9 protein-coding genes and 1 pseudogene are annotated in these 24,740 nt (G+C 64.2%); 3 read left to right on the forward strand and 7 right to left on the reverse strand.

Annotated elements, in window-relative coordinates:
- Window positions 1-7: 7 nt before the first annotated feature.
- From FAZ69_RS10855 to FAZ69_RS10880, 6 genes are all read right to left on the reverse strand, one after another.
- The gene (locus tag FAZ69_RS10855; protein WP_136894183.1) at window positions 8-1,138 is read right to left on the reverse strand and encodes an acyl-CoA dehydrogenase family protein; all 1,131 of its coding nucleotides are present in this window, start codon (window positions 1,136-1,138) and stop codon (window positions 8-10) included.
- 55 nt (window positions 1,139-1,193) lie between these two features.
- Window positions 1,194-1,871, reverse strand: a complete 678-nt coding sequence (locus FAZ69_RS10860; protein WP_136894184.1) for an SDR family oxidoreductase — start codon at window positions 1,869-1,871, stop codon at window positions 1,194-1,196.
- A 67-nt stretch (window positions 1,872-1,938) separates the two neighbouring features.
- The gene (locus tag FAZ69_RS10865) at window positions 1,939-3,147 is read right to left on the reverse strand and encodes an acetyl-CoA C-acetyltransferase (protein ID WP_136894186.1); all 1,209 of its coding nucleotides are present in this window, start codon (window positions 3,145-3,147) and stop codon (window positions 1,939-1,941) included.
- On the reverse strand, window positions 3,140-3,904 hold the full coding sequence (gene can, locus FAZ69_RS10870; protein ID WP_136894188.1) for a carbonate dehydratase: 765 nt from the start codon (window positions 3,902-3,904) through the stop codon (window positions 3,140-3,142). The genes FAZ69_RS10865 and can overlap by 8 nt, the downstream gene beginning before the upstream one ends.
- Window positions 3,905-3,960: 56 nt before the next feature.
- Window positions 3,961-5,778 (reverse strand): bifunctional isocitrate dehydrogenase kinase/phosphatase, encoded by a 1,818-nt coding sequence (aceK, locus tag FAZ69_RS10875; RefSeq protein ID WP_136894932.1) that lies wholly within the window; start codon window positions 5,776-5,778, stop codon window positions 3,961-3,963.
- A gap of 222 nt (window positions 5,779-6,000) precedes the next feature.
- Window positions 6,001-6,432, reverse strand: a complete 432-nt coding sequence (locus FAZ69_RS10880) for a MerR family transcriptional regulator (protein ID WP_136894190.1) — start codon at window positions 6,430-6,432, stop codon at window positions 6,001-6,003.
- 163 nt (window positions 6,433-6,595) lie between these two features.
- Here FAZ69_RS10880 and FAZ69_RS10885 point away from each other — a divergent pair, with 163 nt between their 5' ends.
- Complete coding sequence (locus FAZ69_RS10885) at window positions 6,596-7,678, forward strand: MBL fold metallo-hydrolase (protein WP_136894192.1); 1,083 nt, start codon at window positions 6,596-6,598, stop codon at window positions 7,676-7,678.
- Between the two features lie 17 nt (window positions 7,679-7,695).
- Window positions 7,696-7,941, forward strand: a pseudogene (locus FAZ69_RS33835) (methyl-accepting chemotaxis protein); the annotation flags it as partial.
- Between the two features lie 118 nt (window positions 7,942-8,059).
- On the opposite strand, the gene FAZ69_RS10895 reads toward FAZ69_RS33835, so the two are convergent.
- The gene (locus tag FAZ69_RS10895) at window positions 8,060-9,019 is read right to left on the reverse strand and encodes a tetratricopeptide repeat protein (RefSeq protein WP_169708605.1); all 960 of its coding nucleotides are present in this window, start codon (window positions 9,017-9,019) and stop codon (window positions 8,060-8,062) included.
- A 624-nt stretch (window positions 9,020-9,643) separates the two neighbouring features.
- Between FAZ69_RS10895 and FAZ69_RS10900 the strand changes: the two genes are divergently transcribed.
- On the forward strand, window positions 9,644-24,556 hold the full coding sequence (locus tag FAZ69_RS10900; protein ID WP_136894196.1) for a LysM peptidoglycan-binding domain-containing protein: 14,913 nt from the start codon (window positions 9,644-9,646) through the stop codon (window positions 24,554-24,556).
- The last annotated feature ends 184 nt before the right edge of the window (window positions 24,557-24,740 follow it).

The raw sequence follows: 24,740 nt of genomic DNA on the forward strand, positions 1-24,740 counted from the left end.
GGATTCGTCAGTTGAGACCGCGTGCGATCAGGATCTTCTGGATGTCGCTCGTGCCTTCGTAGATCTGGCAGACGCGCACGTCGCGATAGATGCGCTCGATGGGGAAGTCGCTCAGATAGCCGTAGCCGCCGAGCGTCTGCAGCGCGGCCGAGCAGATGCGTTCCGCCGCTTCCGACGCGAACAGCTTCGCCATCGCCGCTTCGGTGAGGCAGGGCAGGCCCGCGTCCTTCAGCGACGCCGCGTGCCAGATGAGCTGGCGGGCGGCTTCGAGCTGCGTCGCCATCTCGGCGAAGCGGAACTGCACGGCTTGATGCGCGAAGATCGGCTGACCGAAGCTCTCGCGCTCCTTCGCATAGGCGAGCGCCGCTTCGAGCGCCGCGCGCGCCATGCCGACGCTCTGCGCCGCGATGCCGATGCGCCCGCCTTCGAGCCCCGACAACGCGATCTTGTAGCCTTCACCTTCCGCGCCGATCAGGTTCGCCGCCGGCACGCGGCAATCCTCGAACACGATCTGCGCAGTGTCGGACGAGTGCTGGCCGAGCTTGTCCTCGATGCGCGCGACGATATAGCCGGGCGCGCTCGTCGGCACGATGAACGCGCTGATGCCGCGCTTGCCCGCGGCCTTGTCGGTGACGGCCATCACGATCGCGACGTCGCCGTTCTTGCCGCTCGTGATGAACTGCTTGACGCCGTTGAGCACGTACGCGCCGCCGTCGCGCGTCGCGGTGGTGCGCAGCGCCGAGGCGTCCGACCCCGCTTGCGGCTCGGTCAGGCAGAACGCGCCGAGCATCTCGCCGCGCGCGAGCGGCGTGAGCCAGTCGCGCTTTTGCGCGTCGTTGCCGTAGGCGAGCAGGATGCTGCAGACGGGGCAGTTGTTGACCGAGATCGCCGTCGACGTGCCGCCGTCGCCGGCCGCGATCTCTTCGAGTATCACGGCGAGCGCGAGCGCATCGAGGCCCGCGCCGCCGCAGGCCTCGGGCACGAGCACGCCGTAGGCGCCGAGCGCAGCGAGCTGGCGGTGCACGTCCTTCGGGAACGTGCGGTCGCGATCCCACTGCGCGGCGTTCGGCGTCACCGCCTCGCGCACGAAGGTGCGCACCGCGTCGCGGATCATCTGGTGGTCCTGATCGAGCACCATGGCGTTCGTGTCTCCTTACCATAGGGCCTGTCATTAGTGTGAACAGGCCCTATGATTACCAGTCGATGGCCGTGCCGTCGTATTGAAAGAAGCGGCCGTTGAACGAAGCATGCGAGGCAGCGGCTTGCGCAAGCACGTCGCGCATGCCCGCGACGCTGCGCTCCGGATCGATCGCCGCCGCCGAACCGCCCATGTCGGTGCGCACCCAGCCCGGATGCAGCGCGACGCAGGTGGCGCGGCGCGTCTGCAGCGAGGCGATCTTCAGCGCGTCGTTCAACGCCGCCTTGCTCGCGCGATAAAGCCAGCCGGTGGTGCCGGTCGCCTCGCCGATGCTGCCCATCTTGCTCGACAGCACCGCGAGCACGCCCTGCGCGTCCTCGACGAGCGGCAGCAGGATCGGCATCAGCTGCATCGGACCGCGGACGTTGGTCGTCATCACGTAGTCGAAATCCTCGACCGTGATGGTCTCGACGCCCTCGGTGCGCGGGCCGTACACGCCCGACACGATGACCGCCGCATCGAGCCGCTCGCCGTTGAGCTTCCAGCCGAGCGCGGCGATTTCCTCCGGCTCGGCGATATCGAGCGAGAACGTCTCGCAGCCGAGCGCGGCGAGCGAATCGAGCGAGTCGTCGTCGCGCGCGGTGGCGAGCACGCGCCAGCCGGCGCGCTGGTATTGACGCGCGAACTCGCGTCCGAGTCCGCGCGACGCGCCTACGATCAGTGCTGTTTTCATCCGCTTCCCTCCTCGCCGGGCAATGACCAAGGGGCGAATCGTACGACGATTGCGTGAAAGCGCGCCGTCAGATGAGCTCGATGCCCATCGCAGTGGCCTCACCGCCGCCGATGCACAGGCTCGCGACGCCGCGTTTGCCGCCGCGCGAGCGCAGCGCGCCAATCAGCGTGACGAGGATGCGCGCGCCCGAGGCGCCGATCGGATGACCGAGCGCGCACGCGCCGCCGTTCACGTTGACCTTCTCGTGCGGCAGGCCGTGCTCCTTCATCGCGGCCATCGTGACAACGGCGAACGCTTCGTTGATCTCGTAGAGATCGACGTCGGCGGCGCGCCAGCCGTTCTTGTCGAACAGCTTCTTGATCGCGCCGACCGGGGCCGTCGTGAACTTCGCCGGCTCCTGCGCGAAGGTCGAATGGCCGGCCACGCGCGCGAGCGGCGTCGCGCCGAGGCGCGCAGCCGTCGACTCGCGCATCATCACGAGCGCGGCGGCGCCGTCGGAGATCGACGACGAGTTCGCCGCCGTCACGGTGCCGGTCTTGCTGAACGCGGGCTTGAGCGTCGGGATCTTGTCGAGGTTCGCCTTGAACGGCTGCTCGTCGCGCTCGATCGTGACCTCGCCCTTGCGGCTCTCGACTTTCACCGGCGCGATCTCCCAAGCGAACGAACCGTCTTCGTTCGCGCGCTTGGCGCGCACCAGCGATTCGATCGCGAAGGCGTCTTGCGCCGCGCGCGTGAAGTCGAACGACGCCGCGCATTCCTCGGCGAAGGTGCCCATCAGGCGGCCTCCGCCTTTCTCGTCCTTCATGTAGGCGTCTTCCAAGCCGTCGTAGAACATGTGGTCGATCACCTGGCTGTGGCCCATGCGCATCCCGCCGCGCGCCTTCGGCAGCAGGTAGGGCGCGTTCGTCATGCTCTCCATGCCGCCCGCGACCGCCACCTCGACGCTGCCCGCCGTCAGCATGTCGTGCGCGAACATCGCCGCGCGCATGCCCGAGCCGCACATCTTGTTGACCGTCGTGCAGCCGGCGGCAAGCGGCAGGCCCGCGCCGAGCGAGGCCTGCCGCGCGGGCGCCTGGCCGAGGCCGGCGGGCAGCACGCAGCCCATCAGCACTTCGTCGATCTGCTCCGGCTTCAGGCCTGAGCGCTCGAGCGCGGCTTTGATGGCGACCGCGCCCAGCTGCGGCGCGGTGAGCGCGGCGAATTCGCCTTGGAATGCGGCCATCGGCGTGCGCGCCACTGCTGCGATGACGATCGGATCACGGGTTGTCTCACTCATGTTTCAGCTCCTTGATTACACCTTTCACGATTGCCGGGACGTCGCCGAGTTGGGCGGCGTCCGCGGCGACCACGTCGTTTTGCGCCGAGCGCGCGCCGTTCGTCGACAGCGCGGCGACGCAGCGCCTGTAGGTCGATTCGAGCATGCCCGGCTCGGAAATCGTCATGCCGAGGTCGCGCACGCGGCCGTCGTGCAGCCCGTAGACCCAGCCGTGAACGGTGAGCGGCTGGCTCCTCGCCCACGCGTCGGTGATGATCGTCGTGCGGCACACGTTCAGGACCTGCTCGATCGCGTTCAGCTCGACGAGGCGGCGATGGCGCGCTTCGCCGATCGGCCATTCGTCGAGCAGCGCGGCGTGCTTCGCGCGCACGTCGTGGATGTGATGGAGCCAGTTGTCCGCGAGGCCCACGCGCCGGTCGAACAGCGCCGCGCCGACGCCGGAGCAGCCGTAGTGGCCGACCACCATGATGTGCTTCACCTTCAGCAGGTCGACGGCGAACTGGACCACCGACAGGCAGTTCAAGTCGCTATGCACGACCACGTTCGCGATGTTGCGATGGACGAAGACTTCGCCCGGCGGCAGGCCGATGATCTCGTTGGCGGGCACGCGCGAATCGGAGCAGCCGATCCACAGGTATTCGGGCGACTGCTGGTCGACGAGGCGCGAGAAGTACTGCGGGTCTTCGGCGAGCTTGCGCCCGACCCAGGTCTCGTTGTTCTCGAACAGATGGGCGAGTGGATGGTTTCGGGTGCTCATGGTGCGTGTCGATGTCTGGCGATGTTGAGGTGTTGGACCGGTTGCGTGCTTGCCGCTCACGCGGCGCGTGCGCTGTTCGTGTTGCCTTTTGCTTCGCTTGAATCGGCAAAGCGCTCGGGATAGCGCACGCAAAACCGCACGCTGCGGTCGTAGGGAAAGAAATCGGGCAGTTCGCCCTTGAGCAGATGATCCTTGTGCCTTTGCCATAACGCCGGATCGAAGAAATCCGCGTGATGGCGCATGAAGTGCTTGCGCACCGACGGGTCGCCGAGCAGAAAAGTGCCGTACGTCTCCGGGAAAATGTCGTGCGGCCCGACCGTGTACCAGGGCTCGGCCGACATCTCGTCTTCCTCGTTGCGCGGCGCCGGCACCTGCCGCACGTTGCAGTCGGTCAGGTATTCGATTTCATCGTAGTCGTAGAACACGACGCGGCCGTGACGCGTCACGCCGAAGTTCTTGTAGAGCATGTCGCCGGGGAAGATGTTCGCTTGCATCAGCTCCTTGACGGCGTCGCCGTATTCCTTGATTGCGTGCTCGACGTCGGCTTCGCTGCCGTTTTGCAGGTACAGGTTGAGCGGCACCATGCGCCGCTCGATGTACACGTGGCGGATCACGAGGTTGTCGCCTTCGTACTCGATCATCGACGGCGCTTCTTTCTCGAGCTCGCGGACGAGCGCATCGTCGAGCCGCGAGACCGGCAGCGCGACGCTCGAATATTCGAGCGTGTCGGCCATGCGGCCCAAGCGATCGTGCCGTTTGACGAGCAGGTACTTCTCCTGGATCTTCTCGCGCGTCGTTTCTTTCGGCGGCGGGAAGGCGTCCTTGATCAGCTTGAACACGTACGGGAACGACGGCAGCGTGAAGACGATCATCACGAGCCCCTTGATGCCGGGCGCGATGATGAAGCGGTCGCTCGAATGCGAGAGGTGATGCAGCAAGTCGCGATAGAAAAGATTCTTTCCCTGCTTCTGCAGCCCCAGCGACGTATAGATTTCGGCGCGCGGCTTGCCCGGCATGATCGTCTCGAGAAACGACACGCAGGCCGACGGCACTTCCATGTCGACGAGAAAGTACGAGTGCGAGAAGCTGAAGATGATGAGAAGCTGCTCGCGCTTGAGCAGGACCGTATCGACCGCGAGCACGCCGGGTTTCGTGTGACGGATCGGCAGCGCGAACGGCAGCACGAGCTCGCCGTTGATGATGCGCCCGACGATGTACGCGGCCTTGTTGCGGAAGAACAGCGACGAGAGCACGTGCACCTGGAAGTTGGCCGCCTCGGTGAACGTGCCGAACGATTCGCGGATCGCCCGGATCGCGCACTCGACGTCGCGCGTCAGGTCCTCGAACGGCGGCTCCAGCTGGAAGTTCGTGACGACGCGCTCGAGCGTCGCGGCGAGTCCTTCCTTGCCCGGGTAATAGGCGCGGTAGGTCGGCTTGGCGGCGGGCTCGTCGTTTTCGAGATATTCGGTCGAAATGGCCGGCCGCACGAAAATGAAGTCGTTGCTGAAATACGAGCGGTGCAGGATCTTGCAGCAGACCGAGTTGAAGAACGTCTCCGCGCATTCGGGCTGGTGGTGCGTGGTCAAGAGCCCGATGTAGTGCAGCTTGATCTGCTGCCAGACCTCGTCGTCGATGTTCTCGGCGTCGAACTCGTCTTCGAGCAGGACCACGCATTCCGCCACGCGATCGTCGTACGACGCGATGCGGTCGCGAGCGAGCTTCTGGATGCCGTGCCAGTCGCCGGCTTCGAACAAGGCCTTCGCGCGGATCGCCGCCTCGCGGAAGATCCGGTAGTGACGGTCGAACCCTTCGAGCATCGTCTGCGCGACGTCGAAGCCGATTTGCGACGAGAGCAGTTTCGGAAAGTGGTTCATGGCTGCCGTGCATTCGTCCGGAGTCGTGATAGCGCTTGCCATTTTATCGCCCGCATGCGCCCTTCAAGCGCGCTTGCGCCTTATAGGCAGGCTTTGCCGTGCGATGCGTTGGCGCGCGTTCCGCGACGTTCGGACCATCTCCTTGCAATGCTGCGGTTATGTGCTCGATCCTGCTGCGAAATATTTTTTTCGCTTGATGGTGCTGCTAAGCGCCGTGCTGCGTCATGCCTTGGCGCGCTTGGCTGGCGTTTGCCCGGACGCCGCCGCGCTGTTCTCCTCCAGCATCGCACGGCACTGCGTTTCGTATTGCGCCAGGTCTTCGAGCGTCGCGTTCAGGTCTTCCAGCTGGCGCTCGAGCACTTCGCGATGCTCGGCGATCGTCGTGAGGAAGGCATGGAGCTGGGGGACGGTATCGGTCGGCGACTCGTACAGGTTCAGCAGATCGCGAATCTCAGACAGCGTGAAGCCGAGCCGCTTGCCGCGCAGCGTGAGCTTCAAGCGCGTGCGGTCGCGGCTCGAATAGACGCGCCGCAGCCCGCTCGAGCCTTCGCGGCTCGGCGCGAGCAGGCCCTGGTCTTCGTAGAAGCGGATGGCGCGGGGCGTCACGTCGAATTCGCGGGCGAGTTCCGTGATCGTGTATTGCTGCTGAGTCATGACAGGGCTGACGTTCGCTTGTGCGGTGTGCGCGGCCGGATCGGATCGACGACATCGGCCGTGCGCGGATACGGTTTGGAGATAGAATCGACGTTTACGTTATCGTCAACTTGAATAAAGCGCAACTGGCAGCCAGTGCGCGCCATCCCAACGAGATCCCCCGATGAATGCGCTCGAACACCAACTCGACTATCCGTTTGCCGATACGCTGCCCGAAGCGGGCCACACGCGGGAGGTTGCGCCGGGCGTCTTCTGGCTGCGCATGCCGCTGCCGTTCGTGCTGGACCATATCAACCTCTGGTTGCTGCGCGATGAAATCGACGGGCAAAAGGGCTGGACGGTCGTCGATTGCGGGATTTCGGACGAGACGATCAAGAAGCACTGGGAGCATGTGTTCGAGACGCGGCTCGAAGGGCTGCCGGTGCTGCGGGTGATCGTCACGCATTGCCATCCCGATCATCTGGGGCTCGCCAACTGGATTTGCGAAGGCGGGGACCGCGAGCGCTGGAGCGTGCGGCTGTGGATGACGCTCGGCGAGTACATGCTCGGGCGCGTGATGGCGGCGGGCGATGGATCGAATGCCGGCGGCGAGGGCGCGGCTCGGCATTTCGCTCGGCACGGTCTCGCGGATCAGGATGCGATCGAGAAGCTGAGGAATCGCCGCAGCTACTACTCGAACCTCGTGCCGTCGATGCCGGCGAGATATCGGCGCATGCGCGAAGGCGACGCGGTGACGATCGGCGGCAAAGCATGGCGCGTCGTGACGGGGTTCGGTCATTCGCCTGAGCATTGCGCGCTGCATTGCGAGGCGGACGGCGTGCTGATTTCCGGCGATATGGTGCTGCCGCGGATCTCGACGAATGTATCCGTGTTCGATATCGAGCCGGAAGGCAATCCGCTTGCGCTGTATCTGGAGTCGCTTGGGCGGTATGAGACGATGCCTTCGGACACGCTTGTTTTGCCCTCGCATGGCAAGCCGTTTCGCGGCCTGCATACGCGGATCAAGCAGTTGCGCGAGCATCATGACGCGCGGCTCGATGAGGTGCGCACGGCGTGCGCGGAGAAACCGCAAAGCGCGGCCGATATCGTGCCGCTCATGTTCAAGCGGCAACTCGACATTCACCAGATGACGTTTGCGATGGGCGAGGCGCTTGCGCATTTGCATCTGCTTTGGCTTGCGGGGGAGTTCAGGCGCGAGATTGAGGCGGACGGGGTGGTGAGGTTTGCGGTGGCGAGTAAGTTCTAGAGCCGTTCTGACGCAGGCAAGCCGCAAGCGTTCCGAAGGCCGCGAGTTCGCTTGCGGGCAGCGCATCCGAGGTCGCGGAGGACGCGCATCAGGTCGTCGAATCGATGGTGGAGACGATGGGTCGCATCAGCGAGAACTCTTCGCGCATCGCGGAGATCACGACGCTCATCGAAGGCATCGCGTTCCAAACCAACATCCTCGCGCTGAATGCCGACGTCGAAGCGGGGCGAGCCGGGGATCGAAGCGCGTCGCAGCTCCGTGGAGCCGGAGTTGGCGTGAGGGTGCAGAAGGTTCTTAGGTGACGGGGCTCCCTCCCGCAAGCCTTGCCGGCTTCGGCGCATACGCCAGGGTTTGCCGAAGCCGGCCGTCGCCGGTCTTCTTTTAGTCGAGCCCCGCTCCGTTATCGTGATTGAGTCGGCTGCTCCGCCGCGCCAGCGCGCGCGCGAGGGTTTGGCCGTCGGCCCCGATAGGCCGGTTCAGCGCCGCTTGCCGAATGTCCGCCGCGGTCTGTTCCAGTCCCGCGTGCTCTGCGAGCAGACTTTGCGCAAGCGCCGCAGACAGGCACGCGCCATCCAGACGCAACGCAATCCTAGCGTTGCGCTCCGCTTCATCGAAGCGGCCCTCATGGAAGTCCACCACGGCGAGACCGCCCGGCGCCTCCGCAAATCCGCGGTCGATTTGCGCGGCATGTTCGAACCGTACTCGCGCGGTTGCCAACTCGCCATTGAACAGGTGCGCCCAGCCAGCCGAAACCCATGAGCCCGCATGTGACTTCAACAGCTCGGCGGCGCGATCGAGCGTCGGCGCTGCGGCGGCGAAGCGTTGTTGGGACAGCAATGCAAGGCCCGCGCCCAGCATCGCGCGGCCGCTGTTCGCGTTCAGCGCCAAGGCTCGCTCGAACAGGTCATGGGCGGTGCCGGCCGAGCCTTCATCGAGAGCGAGCAGACCGCGAACCGTGAAGCCATCGGGCGTTTCGGGCGCACGTGCTGCGTGAACACGTGCGCCATCGAGATTTTCCGTATCGAATAATGCGGTGGCGAGCGCGGCGTGGAGTTCCGGATCGCAATCCGGGCTCTGGGCGTAGTGCTCGCCGAGAGCGATCGCTTCATCGATGCGTCCCAGGTGATGCAAGGCGCGCAGCTTGAGCGTCGCGGCGCAGGGCAACGCGTCGAGAACCCTATCCTCGAGTTCGGCGACTGCCTCGTCGAAACGCCCGAGCATCGCATTCGCATAGGCGATGTTGTAGCGCACCGCGGGTTCGGCGTGCGCCTCGTCGAGCGACTGGAAAGCCGCCAGGGCAGCTGTGAAATTTCCTTGCGCCAGTGCCGCGAGCCCCTGCAAATTGACGAGCGCGGCAGGCAGTTCGTGGCGTGCCGAGTAGCGCGTCAGCAGCTCGTCGCACGTTGCGAATTGCTGCGCGTCGAATGCGGACGCGGCGGCATCGGCCAGCAGGTTCGGATTGTCCGGATCCGCTTCGAGGTATGCCAGAAAACGGGTAAGCCGCGCGTGTGCATCGGCAACGTGCGGCGTTTGGCGGGAATAGGAAGTCATCGGAAAAGATTGAATCAGTTGCGTTGAACGCGTGACGAGGTTCGGTCGCCCGTGCTTTTTAAAGCATATCAGCGGCTCGTGCGCGTGACGAGCGCGGCAGTCGTGCCCCGCTGATTTTCCGGATTAGGGAGGATTGCTCGCTAAATATCGAGATCGCCTCTCGAGCTGATGAAGAAACGTGTTTGTTGACGTTTGTTCACATTCCTCGGGCTACGACGCAAGTCCGGCTGCGACTCGTAAACCCTTCTCAGGCAATGCCTCGATCGTTCTACAGCAATGCGCCCGCCATCCTGAAATAAAAAAATTCCCAAAACGCTAAACGACTCGCCAACCGTGCGGATAACTCGGTCATGACAGGCGCTGTGGCATTGACGCGGCGCGCACGAACAATCACGAACAGGATCGAGGCAACGCATGGTAGCGATCGTTACGGGCTATGGTTTGGGGATGCAATATTCGTCGGGCTTGGGGCTCGGCGCACGCGGGCAGATCGGCAGCGCGTCGTTCGGGCAGAACGGCGAACGGATCTATGTGAACGCGGCCACCGGCAACTTGGCGATTCAGGACCTCGACCAGATGCTGCTGGGCCAGGGCGTGAACAGCAACATCTACCGGGCGTACAACAGCAGCGGCAGTCTCGGCGGCGCCAACGGCAACTGGCTGGCCGGCGGCGCGAAGCGCGTAGGCGGCCTGGACGGCCGGGTGAATGCCCAGTTCAGCCAGGTGACGCTCACCGGCTGGGACGGCTCGCAGGTCGTCTACACCTACGACGTAAGCCGCAAGCTCTACGTGACGACCGTGGGCGTCGGCGCGGACGTGTCCACGGGCGCGGGGGTGGCGCAAGTTACGAGCACGGGCGCGCGGGCGACGCTGACCTTCGATGCCGCATTGAACACGTGGATCTGGCGCAGCGGCGACAACACGCTGATCGAAACCTACGACGGAGCGACGGGCCGCCTGAGCACCTGCCGCGATCGCGACGGCAACACCGTCTTCTACACCTACAACAGCGCGGGCGCGCTCTCCCAGGTCAAGACCCAGAGCGGCGATTCGACGTATCTTGACTATGACGCCGCGGGCAAGCTCGCAGCGCTGCGCACGGTCTACCGCGACACGGCGAGCCAGCTCGTGACTGCGACGGCCGTGCGCTACGCTTACGACAGCCAGGGGCGCCTGTCGCGGGTGACCGTCGACTTGAGCCCAGAGGACAACAGCGTCGCCGACGGCCGCGTGTTCACGACGACCTACACGTACGACGGCACGAGCAACCGGATCGCTTCGATCGCACAATCGGACGGCTCGCTCATCAAGTTCAGCTACGAATGGGTGTTCAACTGGCTGGAGCCGTTCAGCGGCGGCGACATGCGTGTGTCGCGCATCGAGCAGATCGCCGGCCAGGGCGAGCCCGCGCGCGTGACGACGCTCAGCTACGACACGTTTTCCCGCAGAACCACGATCACCGACCCGCTGGGCCAGCAGCAACAGCTGACCTACGACAACAAGGGGCGGCTGCTGGAGCTGGCGGATATGTCTTCGGGCAGCGCGATAGATCGGCGGCAGACGTTCACCTACGATGTGTACGGCAACGTCACGGCGATTAACGGCAGCGACGGGCGCTGGGTGAAATTCACGTACGACGCGGCGAACAACGTCGTCCAGCAGTGGGGCTCGGAGGGGGTGATCTACCGCACCTATGGTGCGAACAACGAGTTGCTCTCGGAGAAGGTCGGCCAGGACTTCAATACGGCGACGAGCCAGTTCGCCACCACGCGCTACGTCTACGACAAGAACGGGCACCGGCGTTTCGCCATCAGCGCGGAAGGCCGCGTGACGGAATTCCGCTATAACGCGGCGGGCCAGGCGGTCTCGGAGCTTCACTACAGCGGCTCATCCTTCGCCGCGAGCACGTCCGCGCCGACCGAAGCGCAGTTGGAGACTTGGGTCGCCGCTCTGGCGGACAAGAGCGCGGCCGCGCGCGTCGATATGGCCTACGACTATCGCGGCAACGTCGCGCTGGTGACGCGCTACGGCAAGCTGCGCGCGGACGGCGAGGGCGACGCAGACGCGGGCGAGATCACGCAGGTGCGCTACGTGTACGACGCGTTCGGCCGGCTGTTGCAGCGCTTCGCGGGCGCGCCGGGCAGCGAGCAGGTCGAACAGTTCACCTACGACGGCCTGGGTCGGCTGCTCACGGCCGTGCACTTTGACGGCACGGTGACGCAGTATCAGCGTGTGGGCGACAGCAACACGGTATCGGTCACCTTCGCGAACGGCCTGACGCGTGTCTCGACTTACAACGGGGCGGGCGAGCTGATCGCCGTGGACGAGTCCTCGGCCGCGCACGCGCTGCTCTCGCACGTCGAGAACCGCTACGATGCGAAGGGCCGATTGCGCATGACGATCGATGCGAACGGCGGGACTACGCACTACCTTTACGACCGCTACGACCGGCGCACCGCGGAAGTCGGCCCGGACGGCACGGCGAGGACGTTCGAGTACGACAGCGCCGGTTTTCTCGCGAAGACGATCACTTACTCGCAGCGCCTGACGGCAGCGCAATTGGGCAAGCTCGTGCAGGCGAACGGGCGGCCCGTCGACGCCGCGTCGCTTGCCGCGGCGGGCATCTCCCCGAGCACGGGCGTCGCTGACCAGGTTCAGTGGACCTACTACCGCAACGGCTTGCTGGAGTACACGGTCGATGCGTACGGCTATGTCGTTCGCTACCAGTACGACAGCAGCGGGCGCTTGCTGTCGCGCACGGCATACGGTAACAGCGTTTCGACGGTGCCGCGCCCCGATCCCTCCAAAGTGACGGCCAACGCTTCGACCGACCGCACGACGCGCTACATCTACGATCTGGACGGATTGCTGCTGGCCGAAATCGACGCCGACTCCTACCTGGTTCAGCACCGTTACAACAGCGCGGGGCAGCGTACGGAGACGATCCGGCACGCGGGTGCGGCGGGCTCGGCTGTGACCGATCTCGCATCGCTGCTGAAATTTAGCCGCGGCACGGGTGCGCCGACGATCTTGCACACCAACCTCTACGATGCCCGCGGGTTCCTGCGCGCCGAGATCGATGGCGAAGGCTACGTCACGAGCTACCAATACGATGCGTTCGGCAACGTGTCCGAGCGTGTGCGCGGCCGGAAGCTGACGGTCGAAGAGGTTCGTTCGCCGCAGCAGGTGCCGTTGACGATCGAGGCGAGCGGTACACCCGGCGAGAGCGTCGAGGCGTGGATCGACGGTGTGAAGGCCGGCTCGGTGGTGCTCACGCAGGCAGGGTACGCGTCTTATTCGCTGACGGCGTCGAACATCGTGCCGATCTCGAATCACACGATTGAATTGCGCAGCGCGGGCGGCAAGCCGGTGGAGGTGCGGCGCGCGACGTTCGGCGGACTGGCGTTCGTCGCGGAGACGAAGTCCATCGCGGCCGCGGGCGAGCGTTACACGCTCGAAGCCGCGCAAGTCGCGCTCGCGCAGGCGAGCACGCCGGGAGCGCTCGAACGCACGGTCTACGTGTACGACGCGATGGGGCGCTTGCAGGAGCGCTCGACCTACTCGGTCACGGGCAGCGCGACCTCGCGTTATACCTACGACAGCCAAGGCAACTTGATTCGCGAGACGACGGGCAACCGCACGTCGGCTTGGCGCTACGACGAGCAAGGGCGCTTGATCGGGCAATTGAACGGCAAAGGCAGCGAGGCGCTCGCGGCATTGGGCAGCGAGGCGACGCAAGCGCAAATCGACGCCGTCTGGCAGTCGTGGGGCGTGCGCTATGCGTACGACGCCAACGGCAACCGGATCTCGATGACCGACGCGAACGGCAACGTCACCTATTACTACTACGGCAAGGCCAACCGCCTCACATTGGTGATCAATGCGCTTGGCGAAGTGACGCGGTACCAAACGGGCGCGCGGAGTTCGAGCGAGAGCGACCGGACCATCACGACCGTTTATGGCCAGCGCCTGTCGCAGCAGACATTGGCGACGCTCACGGGCGGTCAGGCTACGGATGCGCTCTGGCAGGCCATCAACGCCGTGTCCGGCGGCGACAATTTGACGACGCTGTTCGAATACGACCAGCTGGGCCAGTTGACGCGGCGCACGGATTTCGCATCGGACGTGGGGTATCGCTACAACGCATTCGGTGATGTGTTGCGACAAACCACGCAAATCGCGGCCGGTGAGAGGTTGGAGACTTCGTTCGACTACGACAAGCGCGGCAATCGGATTTCGCGGACCGATTTTTACGACAAGGGCAATAACAGCACCAACCTGTCGCAAACGAAGACCGACTACGACGCGTTCGGCAGGCCCATCACTTGGGTTGACGCCAATGGTGGCGTACGCCGGCAGTCATACGACCGCAACGGCAACGTGATCGTCATCGCCGATGCGGAGTCTGGCCAGACGAAGCTCACCTACGACGCGTTCGGCAACGCGCTCACGCGCACCGACCGCACGGGCAACACGACGCAGTACGCGTACGACGGGGCAAAGCGCCAAGTGCGCGTGACCACGCCTGAGGGGATCTCCACGGTCACGACGTACGACGAATTCGGCCAGGTGGTCGCGCTCACCGATGGCCGCGGCAACACCACGACATATCGCTATGACCTCGACGGCAAGCTCGTCGAGACGAAAGCGCCGCAAGGCACGACTACCCAGGCCTTCGACCATGCGGGCCAGTTGATCGAAACGGTCGATGGACGCGGCACGCGCACGCGCTATACCTACGACGCGGCGGGCCGGGTGCTGACGCGCGTGGTCGACCCGACGGGATTGAATCTCGTCACGCGCTACGAATACGACGCGAAAGGACAAGTCGTTCGCGTGACCGATCCGTCGGGCGCGGTGACCGAGACGGCGTATGACGTGGCGGGCCGCACGGCGTCCGTGACGGTGGATGCGGGCGAGGGCGGGCTGAAGCTCGTGACGCAGTTCGTGTACGACCAAACCGGCAACGTCGTGACGGTGATCGAAGGACGCGGCACTAACGCGCCGCGCACGACGAAGAAGGTCTACGACGGCTTGGGGCGTCTCACGGAATCGATCGCCGATCCCGACGGTTTGAAACTCAAAACCACGTACACGTACGACCGCAACGGCAATGTCGTGGCAGTGACGGACCCGGGGGGCAACGTCACGCGCTACGTCTACGACAAGGAGGGACGTCGCACGTGGTCGGTCGATGCTACCGGCGCGGTCACGCGCACGATGTACGACCCGGAAGGCCGGGTGATGCTGCAGCTGGCCCATGCTCAACCGATCAGTCTGACGGGTTTGCCGACGCCGCTTGGTGAAAGCGACATCGAGGGACGACTGACGCTCATGCCCGAGCGCGACCAGAGTACGGCCTATGCCTACGACAAGGACGGCCGACTGCGCTACACGGTGAATGCGTTGGGCTACGTGACCGAACAAACCTGCGACGCGAGCGGCAACGTCACGGCCACGCGCACCTATGCGCGCGCGCTCGATGTGAGCCAGGCGCGCACGCTTGCGGGAATCGCGAGTGCGTTGGGTGCGCAGGGGGCCAAGCCGACGGTGGCCGAATACGTCACGAAGACGTACGACGCCGCGAATCGTCTGATCGAGACGATCGTCGATCCGGACGGGGTGAAGGCGGGCATGAAGTACACCTACGACGCGAACGGCAATCTCTTGACGGCCGCCCGCAGGACCGCGCTCGGGGGTGTGAACTCATACGCTTACGACGCGGCAGGCCGGCAGACCTGGGCCATCGATGCGGAGGGCGCGATCACCCGCAATGTCTATGATGGCGCGGGCCGGCTCGTGACGCGGCAGGCCTTTGCGAACACGTTGTGGTTCGGCTACTACGAGCAGTTGCCCGCCAACTTTGGCGAAAGCGAGATCGCCTCGCTCGTCAAAGCATGGCCCGAGCGCGACCGCACGACTTCCTACGTGTACGACGGCGCGAGTCGCCTGCGCTACGAGGTGAACGCGCTGAACTACGTGACCGAGCGTGTGTACGACGCGGCGGGCAACGTGGTCTCGACAATCGCCTACGCCGGCGCGATCAGCGTGACGGGCGAGCCGAGCGCGGCCTCGGTCGCCGCGGCGCTCAAGGCGCAAGATGCGACAACTCACGCATCGGACCGCGTCACGCGCAACGTCTTCGACGCGGCGAACCGCTTGCTCTTCAGCGTCAACGCAATGGGCTACGTGACGCAGAACCGCTACGACGCGAACGGGAACCTGCTAGAGCGGGTGGCCTATCGGACGCCATATGGCGGCGAAGGCACGCCGACGCAAGCCGACTTGCAAAAGTGGCTGGCAAGTCCGAACGTGCCCGACGCGGCGGGGGACCGCACGACGACGTGGCTCTACGACAGCGCGGGCCGGCAGGTTTACCTGATCGACGCCGAGGGGTACGTCACGGAGAAGCGTTACGACTTCGCGGGCCGCGTGTTGAAGACGATTCGTTACGCGGGTCAATACGAGGGCGCGCGCACGGCGACGCTGGCGCAACTGGCGGCACGACTGCCGGCGACGCTGCCGGCCGATGCGGCGATGATGGAAAGCCGCTACGACGCGGCGGGCGGGCTGACCGAAACGGTCAACGCGGCGGGCATCGTCACGCGTCACACGCTCGATGCGGCTGGGCGTGCGAGCGAAACGGAAGTGGCGTATGGCACGAAAGAGGCGTCGGTGACGCGCCGTGAGTTCGATGCGGCCGGCAATATGACGCGTGAGACACGGGCTTACGGCACGGCGGCGCAAACCACGACGCTCTATAACTACGGCTGGTCGGGTCTGCTCGACTTTATGGTCGGTCCGCGCGGCGTGGAGGCAATGGAGCAGGACACCGAGTGGGCACTGGCCGAGCGCCGTGCGCTGGGGCTGGTGGATGCCAAGGGTGAGGTACTCCGGGCTGCGGCGCTTACGGCCGAGCAAAAACGCACGGTATGGCTCAAGTACGGGACGTTTTACTCGTATGACAAGCTGGGCCGCCAGAACGGCGTGAAAGTGGGGGCGGGCGGCTTCAACTATATCTTCAGAGCCAGCTACGATGCGTTCGGCAATGCCGTGACGAGAAGCGAGAATGGGGCCTCAGCGGGGACCTTCTTCTTCGACAAGCTCGACCGTGTGATCCTGGCGGTGAACGATGCGGGCGGAGCGACGCGCACGGAGTACGGCGCCTCGGGGCAGCCGGTGCGCATCACGCAGTACGTGCAGCCGATTTTCAATTGGTCGCCGGGCACGCAGACGCTGTATTACGCGATCTCCGAAACACCCGGCAAAGACGCCGTAACCCAGCTCGAATACGACCGGCTCGACCGGCTCGTCAAGTCGACCGATGCCGAAGGGTACTTCGAGACCTATGCCTATGACGCGCTGGGCAATCGCACGAACTACAAAAACAAGCTCGGCGGGACATTCACCTATACGTATGACCGTCGTGGGCTGAAGCTTTCCGAGACTCTGCCGGTTACCTCACGCGGCAACTCGGTGGTCAACCGCTTCGAGTACGACGCGCGCGGCAACCTGGTGGCGACGACCGAAGCGACGGGGCTCGCCGAGCAGCGCATCACGCGCTACGCGTACGACGCACTCGACCGTCAGATCAGCAAGACAGGCGTGCCCGTCACGGTGACACAGGCCGATGGCACCACGAAAACGGTGACGCCGGTGGAACGCTTCGTCTATGACGCGCGCGGGAACGTGATCAAGCAGATCGACGCGAACGGCAGCACGGCGACCTCGTATTACGACGCGGCCAATCGCAAGACCGGGCAGGTCAGCGCGACGGGCACGCTCACGCTGTGGGCGTATGACGCGGCGGGCAATGTCGTGACGCAGCAGGTGTTTGCCAAACCGGTCGAGTCGGTGGAGGGCTCGACGCCGCCCGCTGCGCTCGTGGCCAACCTCGATCAGGCCCGCGAAACCAACCAGCTGCGTGAGACGCGTTACAAGTACAACCTGCTGAACCAGATGATCGAGTCGCGCGTGATGAGCGTGGCGACGGGGGATTTCAAGCCGGACGCGGGAGCAGATCAGAAGGGCGAATACATTATCAACGGTAGCCGTTCCGTTGAGGGCGACGCATCCGAACGCTACATCAGCAGCGATCTGGTGACGAAGTACGAATACGACGGCGCTGGCCGGGTGATCTCGAAGACCGATCCGCGGGGCTTTCATACGTATTCGTTCTACGACAGGGTGGGCAACAAGATCTTCGAGGCGGTGGAGACGCTGCAGCCGAACGGCAAGATCGAGTGGTACGGCACGTCGTGGACGCGCGATGCGAACGGCAACGTGACGGAGGAGGTGCGCTTTGCGACCACATACAAGGACCCGATCACGACGAGTTCGATGTCGTACAACTACGCGTTGCGGACGAACTGGCCGCGCAGTGCTGAGGACCGGGTGACGCTTTATGAATGGGATCGCAACGGCCGCCTGGTGGGCGAGACGCATACCACGGGCGTGCGCTATGAGGAGTGGGGTGGCAAGTACTACCGCGACTATGTGCCTGGGGCGCGTGTGGACGCCAACGGCAAGCTGACAGAAGGCGCCGGTGTGGCGAAAACGCGCTACGCCTACGACGGCGAAGGCCACCTCGTGCGCAAGACCGATGCGTTGGGCAACCAGCACGACTTTACCTACGACGCGCTGGGCCGCCAGACGGGTCAGATCCTGCCGCAGTTCTTCGATTACCTGAACCGGAACGTGCGCGCGAGCACGTCGTACGAGTACGACGGCTTGAACAACGTCGTGAGGGAGACGAAGGGCGGCGACGGGCAGGACCAGGTCACCGCGTATGCGTACGGGGAGGGCGGGCGGCTGCTGTCTAAGACGAACGCGCTTGGCGTCGTGACGGGCTTTGGTTACGACGCGGCGGGCAACACGACGCTGGTGGGCTACCTGCGCGGTGACGTGCACGGCCAGCAGGTGCAGGAGAAGACGACGATCGTCTACGACGCGGCCAGCCGCGAGGTGTCGCGCATCACGCGCTCGCACGATGTGGGCAGTGGCGCGGCGCTGGCGAGCGGAGCGCTGCGCGAGCAGCAGTACAACGCGTTCGGCGAGATCGTGGCGCGCCGCACGGGCGGGGGCGGGGCGAACGGGCAGTGGCAGGAGTACGCGGACTACAACAACGCGGGCTGGGTGGTGCGCACGAACTTTGGTGACGGCATCTCGCACCTCTACATGCACGACCGCAACGGCAATGCGACGCTGAAGGTGGAGTCGATGTCCTCCGACCTGCGCGGCAGGACGCTCGAGACGGGGCAGGATCTGCTCGATCTGCTCAAAGAGAAGGACATGATGCAGACGTACACGCTGTACGACTCGCGCAATCAGGTGGTGCGGATTCAGCAGCCGAAGACGTCGGCGGGGGCGCCGAGGGTGAGCTTTGCGCCGGTGGATATCGATATCGATGGGGGGGTGTTTGCCGAAACGCAGTTGAAGGTTGGTGGGTGGGTGCAGAAGAGCACGACGGTGGTGGCGCCGGAGCTGCCTCTTCACGCTGGGGATGTGGGCATTATTGGAGGCGATGGGGTCGCGAAGGCGTCGGTTGATTGGTCGACTATTGCGGCGGGGGGGCAATACATCCTACGGGTGGAGTCAATTTCGATTTCGCTTCCGGATCTGAGCCAAACATATGGTGCGTATGGTATTGAAGTTCGGGTTAGCTCTGCACTGACGGGCACAATTTTTGCGCTGAACGGTCCCGAGCAGGAGTTGATAGAAGTTCGAGTTAATGAATCTGTTACAAAAAGCACTGGCTATGCCCTGAATAATCCTACAAATTTCACAGTACCGACTGAGTTCTATGTAATCTCTCTCGCTAATGATCAATCCGAGTTATCGCTAAGCTATACAGCTGAGATTTTTTTGACTCCATTGAGTGGAGCAGGTGGTGCTTCGCAATTAATTGGGACGATTAATAAAACAGCATTATTGGTAGGAGTGCTGCCAACAGGCCGTACGGATCGATGGGGTTCTCCCATTTATGCGTGGGGACGCGCCGACCTCGGCGCCCCTACCGCCGACACGTCTCTCGCCCTGGCCACCAACACCCTGAGCGTAGCCCGCGGCACCTTGCCCGACGACGCCCAAGGCATGCTGTACTACCGCCGCGCCGGCTCGAACGAAAACTTCCAGCTGCTCCCAAAGAGCGCGAACAGCCAGCCGAAGTCCTACATGGTCGACACCAGCGGCCTGCCCGACGGCGACTACGACATGATCTTCATCGCAGTCAAGCCCGACGGCACGCTGCTGCGCCGCGACGGCTTGCGCACGCACATCTCGCACTCGGGCAGTTCGAGCGTAGAGACGGGCAAGATCTCCTACGACCAGCAAACGTTCTGGTCGTCCTTCACCGCCGACGCCACGGGCAACTACGTCTGGACTGCTCCGCAGACCCTAAACATGTACGCGCTGCGCAGCAGCACCGGCGCGCTAGCCGACCACGTGCAAGTGCGCGTGCGCCGCTTCGGCCAGGGCGAGAACGACTGGGTGACGCGCACGCTCTATCGCGATGGCGGCACGGGCGCGATGTCGCTGGCGATGTCGGACTTCGGCGCGGGCGACTACGAAGTCGAGATCGACCTGCTCGACGCCAACGGCAATCGTTTCGACCAGTTGCGCGGCGACGTCTATCTGCGCGGTGGCAACCAGGCGCCAAGCTTCTCATTCGACTACGTGAGCAACGCCAAATCGTCGGTCGAATTCTCCGCGCAGCCCGCCGACACCGACTATCTGATCGTGTCCTGGGAACAGGACGGCGAGACCCACTACACCAAGGTGCCGAAGGAAGGTGACACATTCGTCTGGGACACGCTCAAAGACGGCCTGATCCCCGACCCGTGGCGCGCGCGCCGCGAAGGGCTTTCGTACACGTACCCGATCAAGTTCACCGCCTACGATGCCTTCGGCGTGCCGCTGTCAATGGGCCAGGGCAGCATCACGGTCTCCGCCGGCACGGGCGACACCACGCAGACGCTCACCGGCAGCAGCCGCCCGACGATCTTCGAATTCAGCCCGACGGACGACCATGGCCAGCCGCTGACGGAAGCGGACAGCCTCACGCTGTACTACCGCCCCGCCCCGAAGACACAGAAGGACTACGACGCCCCATTCCAGACGATCGTCATCAAGCGCAACGCGGCGGGACGCTTCCTGTTCGACGCGACCGAGCTGCCGACGAAGACGGAATACGAATACCGCTACGTGGCGTTCGACAAGGACGGCAAGGCGATCGCCGAGCGAGAGAGCTACTTCCTGACCGGCACGCGCAACAACCCGGTGACGAACGTGGACGTGATCGGGATGATCACGGAAACGGCGAAGGACATGACGATCGACCGCCACCAGCGCTACAACGCGTTCGGCGAGGTGTCGGCCGAGCGGGACGGCCGCGGCAACTGGACCTATCTGTCATACAACGTGATGGGCAAGCTGGTCCTAAAGCGCGAGCCGAAGATCAGCGTGACGCTGTCGGACGGGACGAAGACGGAAGTCGCGCCGGAAACGCGCTTCTACTACGATCTGCTGGGCAATCTGGTCGGCATGAAGGATGCGAACGGGCATCTGTCGACGCAGCAGTGGAACCACGGGCTGGAACAGCCCGCGGTGTCGAAGTCGTGGGACGCGCTCGGCTACAGCAAGACGTTCGGCTACGACGCGCACGGCAACCTGCGCGCGCAGACCGACGAGCTGGGGCGGCGCACCGACTACACCTACGACGCGGAGAACCGGCTGATCCAGATCGAGCGCCCGTCGATCGCAAGCGGCGCGAACGCGGGCCGCCGCGCAACGGACCGCTACGAGTACGACAGCGCGGGCAACCGCATCGCGCACACCGGCGCGCTGGGCGGGCGCGAGACGACCTACTACGACAACGAAGGCCGGATCGTGCGCACGGTGAGCGCGGCGGGGCGCGCGGTGCAATACACGTACGAATGGGCAAGCGAGATCGCCACGCTCGGCACGGCGCAAAGCGGCGGCTGGCGCAAGACCACGACGAACGCGAACGGGATGTCGATGGTCGACGAGCTGGACCTGTTCGGGCGGGTGACCAAGCGCACCGACCTGGGCGGGCACGTGTTCAGCTACGAGTACAACTGGGCGGGGCAGGTCACGAAGCAGACGGGCACGAGCGGCCAGCACGTGGAGTACGAGTACTACTCGAACGGCTTGGTGCGTTCGATCAAGGATTACGGCACGCAGACCGAATCGTTCTACGAGTACGACGGCGACGGCAACCGCACGGCGGAGTTCTTCCGCTCGTTCGGGGCGAAGTACCTGTTCGCGCAGTCGCGGGTGACGTACGACGCGGCCAACCGTGTCACGGCGATCAAGGACGACGCGTACCAGGTGTATTACGAATACGACGCGGTGGGCAACCGCCGGCGGATGCGGGCGGAGTACACGGACCTGGTGGGGTATCACAAGAAGACGCAGGACTACTGGTACGAGTACGACGCGCTGAATCGCTTCACGGTGACGATGGGGGTGTTGCAGGACGGACGGATCGTGAAGGGTGCGAAGGGCGGCGAGGGCGTGCAGCTGGCGTACAACGGGGCGGGCGAGCGGGTGCTGGCGTCGTACGCGTCGGACGAGCGCACCGAGCGCTACGAGTACGACGCGAACGGCTACCTGACGAACCAGTCGATCAACGGGGTGGTGGTGCGCGAGCGCAAGACCGACCTGCTGGGGCGGGTGACGGCCTACAGCGCCTACACGGCGGACCGGGCGAGCCGCACGGAGGCGGTGACGCGCGAGTACGACGCGGACGGGCTGCAGAGATCGGAGCGGGATCTGCTGGGGGGCGCGACCACGACGTACACGCGCATGGCCGATGGCACGCTCTCGAAGGTGGAGCGCAAGCCGGATAGCAGCAGCGGCACGAGCACGACGAGCACGTACGAATACGAATGGTGGGACGGGGCGAAGCAGAAGCGGGTGACCTCGCAGGGCACGAACCCGAACGCGCCGGGGTGGAAGCCGGCGTCGAGCTACTTCAACTACGACGTGAACGGCAACCTGAAGTCGACGTACGACGACGGCGGCGGCCAGCAGGGCAAGGCGCGCGCGTTCACGTACTGGACGGACCTGCAGGGCCAGGTGCAGCGCCGCGACGAGCTGGTGGGCGTGACGGTGGCGGCGGACGGCACGATCACCGGGGCGATGGGGGACCGCAAGCATAACTATTACTACCTGAACGGACACCGGGTGGGCAACGTCGGCAACGACGGGGTGGAGAAGGTGGACTACGTGCAGGAGCTGGCGGGGAAGCTGGGCAAGGGCAGCGAGAGCCAGTTCAAGGTGTTCACGCCGATCAGCACGGCGGATTTCGATGAAAACTACATGGCGATCAACGGGACGTATCCGGGGATCAGCCCGGGGACGTGGACGGTCAGAGACGGGGACACGCTCCGATCGATCGCCTCGACGCTGTGGGGCGATGAGACCTTGTGGTATCTGCTGGCCGAGGCGAACGGGCTGAAGAGCACGGACGAGCTAAGGGCCGGGCAGTTGCTGCAGGTGCCCAACAAGGTGACAAACGTTCACAATACGGCGACGACGTTCAAGCCGTATGACCCGGGCCAAGCCATCGGCAATACGCAGCCGACGCTGCCGGATCCGCCACCGCCGCCGAGTAAGGGTGGGGGGTGTGGTGGGTTCATCAAGATCATTGCTGTTGTAGTGGCGGTGGTGGCCTCGGTCGTGTCGGTTGGGGCGGGCAGCCTGCTTGGTGCGGCGCTGATCGGCGCGGCGGGTTCGGTGGCGAGCCAAGGGATCATGATCCTCGGAGGTGAGCAGAAGGGCTTCAACTGGAAGCAGGTGGGCATGAGCGCGGTGGCGTCAGCTACGACGGCGGGCATGGGTGCTGCTGCATCATCAGCCAGTGGCTTTGCGTCGGCGGCTGCGGTGGGTGCGGCGAGCTCGGCGGTGACGCAGGGCATTGGTGTGGCGACGGGCTTGCAGAACCGGTTTGATTGGAAGAGCGTGGCGGCAAGCGGGATCGCGGCGGGGGTGGGGTCGCAGGTTGGCGCGCAGGTGGGCAAAGCCGGCATGAGCGCCGGTTGGAGCGCGGGGACCACGAAGTTCGTGAGCGGCGTGAGCGCTGGGGTGGCGGGTGGTACGGCTGGCACGTTGGCGCGCGGCGGAAGCCTGGGGCGCGACGTGGGCGTGATTGCGGCCACTGCGTTCGCATCATCGACTGTGGGCAATATGGTCGTGGATAGTGTTCAGGCCAACAGCATCGGCAAGACGGACCGCACGCAGCAAGCGATCGAGAACATGAACGCGCAGGTGCTGCCCGCTGGGTTGGGTGGTGTGAACAGCGGGTTCGTTGCGCCTGAGACGGCGTACAGCAGCAACGCGGCGTTGTTCGGTACGTATGGCGGGTTGGTGAATAACAGCCAGACGCCCTACAGCGGGGCGGCTGCGTTGTTTGGTCCGTCTTCCGGTGTGGCGGCTTCACAAAAGGATTCGCATGCCATTGCACTAGCCGATAGCGGTGGCAATTCAGAAGCATTGTTGTATGCGTGGGATCGTGCGAAGCAGTATGGCTCGCAAGGTTGGAGCGCCACGAAGCAGTTTGCTTACGACATGGCCGGTGCGACGAGCATGGATGCGGCACGCGCGAATTGGAGTGCGGGGAATTACGGCACAGCAATCGCGAAGGGCGCGCAGTCGTTTGCAGAAGCGGCTACAACAGTGTTTACATTTGGCAATGCTGCGACGCTGAAATCGGGCTTGAATGCGCTGGTTAATGGCGGGAAAGCGGTGCTTGCCAGCGAGGCTTTAGGTGGAGGCTCTCCGATCTTTAGTTCTGGTGGTTTGCTAGGCTCACGCATGTGGGCGTCGTCCGTCGGAACGGGGGCGATTAGCGCGGGGATTAATGCTGGAGCGCAGTATCTACTGACTGGAGATATCAATCCTGTCGATGTTGCGGTGATCTTCGGAACCGGGACGGCTGGCAGCTTTGGCGGTTTGCGCTGGAATATGGGCGTAAATGCATTCGGCGGGATGATTGGAACTGCGACTAATAATTACGTTTATAAGAAAGAAGACTCTATTGTTGGAGCCGGCGTTACTACTGGTGCCTTGTCTAGTTTCGGTTATGGGATCGGCAAGCTTGGCGAAAGAGCGATAGCATCGTCTATACGGCCATCGCTGACATCGAATGATTGGGCTGCAACTGGAGTGTGGTCGGGGGCAGGATGGAATTTGCTAAATCCGAATCGTGCTCCAGTTGTCGCCGGATCGTTCGGTGGTGCGTCCAGCCAAGAAATTACCAATGCGATCTACTTGCAAATGCAGTCCCAGTTTGGGAGCAAGAAATGATCAGGAAATTGCTTTCTGTATTGGGAAAATCACTCTTGATCTGTGTTCCGGGTATGGCTGTGATTAGCATTGTCGGGGTGTACCTGAGCTGCTTATTCGTGTCTGGTTGCTACCAAACGTTGGGGATTGTGGGGGTGCTCGGGGCGGTAAGTATCAAAGGTATCTTTGTTAAAGGGGGGCTGCT

This window comes from Trinickia terrae, from assembly GCF_005144415.1.
Taxonomy (GTDB): domain Bacteria; phylum Pseudomonadota; class Gammaproteobacteria; order Burkholderiales; family Burkholderiaceae; genus Trinickia_A; species Trinickia_A terrae.

Coding starts and splice junctions, on each gene's coding strand:
- FAZ69_RS10855 (WP_136894183.1), bottom strand. CDS start 1,138: ATGGTGCTCGATCAGGACCACCAGATGATCCGCGACGCGGTGCGCACC.
- FAZ69_RS10880 (WP_136894190.1), bottom strand. CDS start 6,432: ATGACTCAGCAGCAATACACGATCACGGAACTCGCCCGCGAATTCGAC.
- aceK (WP_136894932.1), bottom strand. CDS start 5,778: ATGAACCACTTTCCGAAACTGCTCTCGTCGCAAATCGGCTTCGACGTC.
- FAZ69_RS10860 (WP_136894184.1), bottom strand. CDS start 1,871: ATGAAAACAGCACTGATCGTAGGCGCGTCGCGCGGACTCGGACGCGAG.
- FAZ69_RS10885 (WP_136894192.1), top strand. CDS start 6,596: ATGAATGCGCTCGAACACCAACTCGACTATCCGTTTGCCGATACGCTG.
- FAZ69_RS10900 (WP_136894196.1), top strand. CDS start 9,644: ATGGTAGCGATCGTTACGGGCTATGGTTTGGGGATGCAATATTCGTCG.
- can (WP_136894188.1), bottom strand. CDS start 3,904: ATGAGCACCCGAAACCATCCACTCGCCCATCTGTTCGAGAACAACGAG.
- FAZ69_RS10865 (WP_136894186.1), bottom strand. CDS start 3,147: ATGAGTGAGACAACCCGTGATCCGATCGTCATCGCAGCAGTGGCGCGC.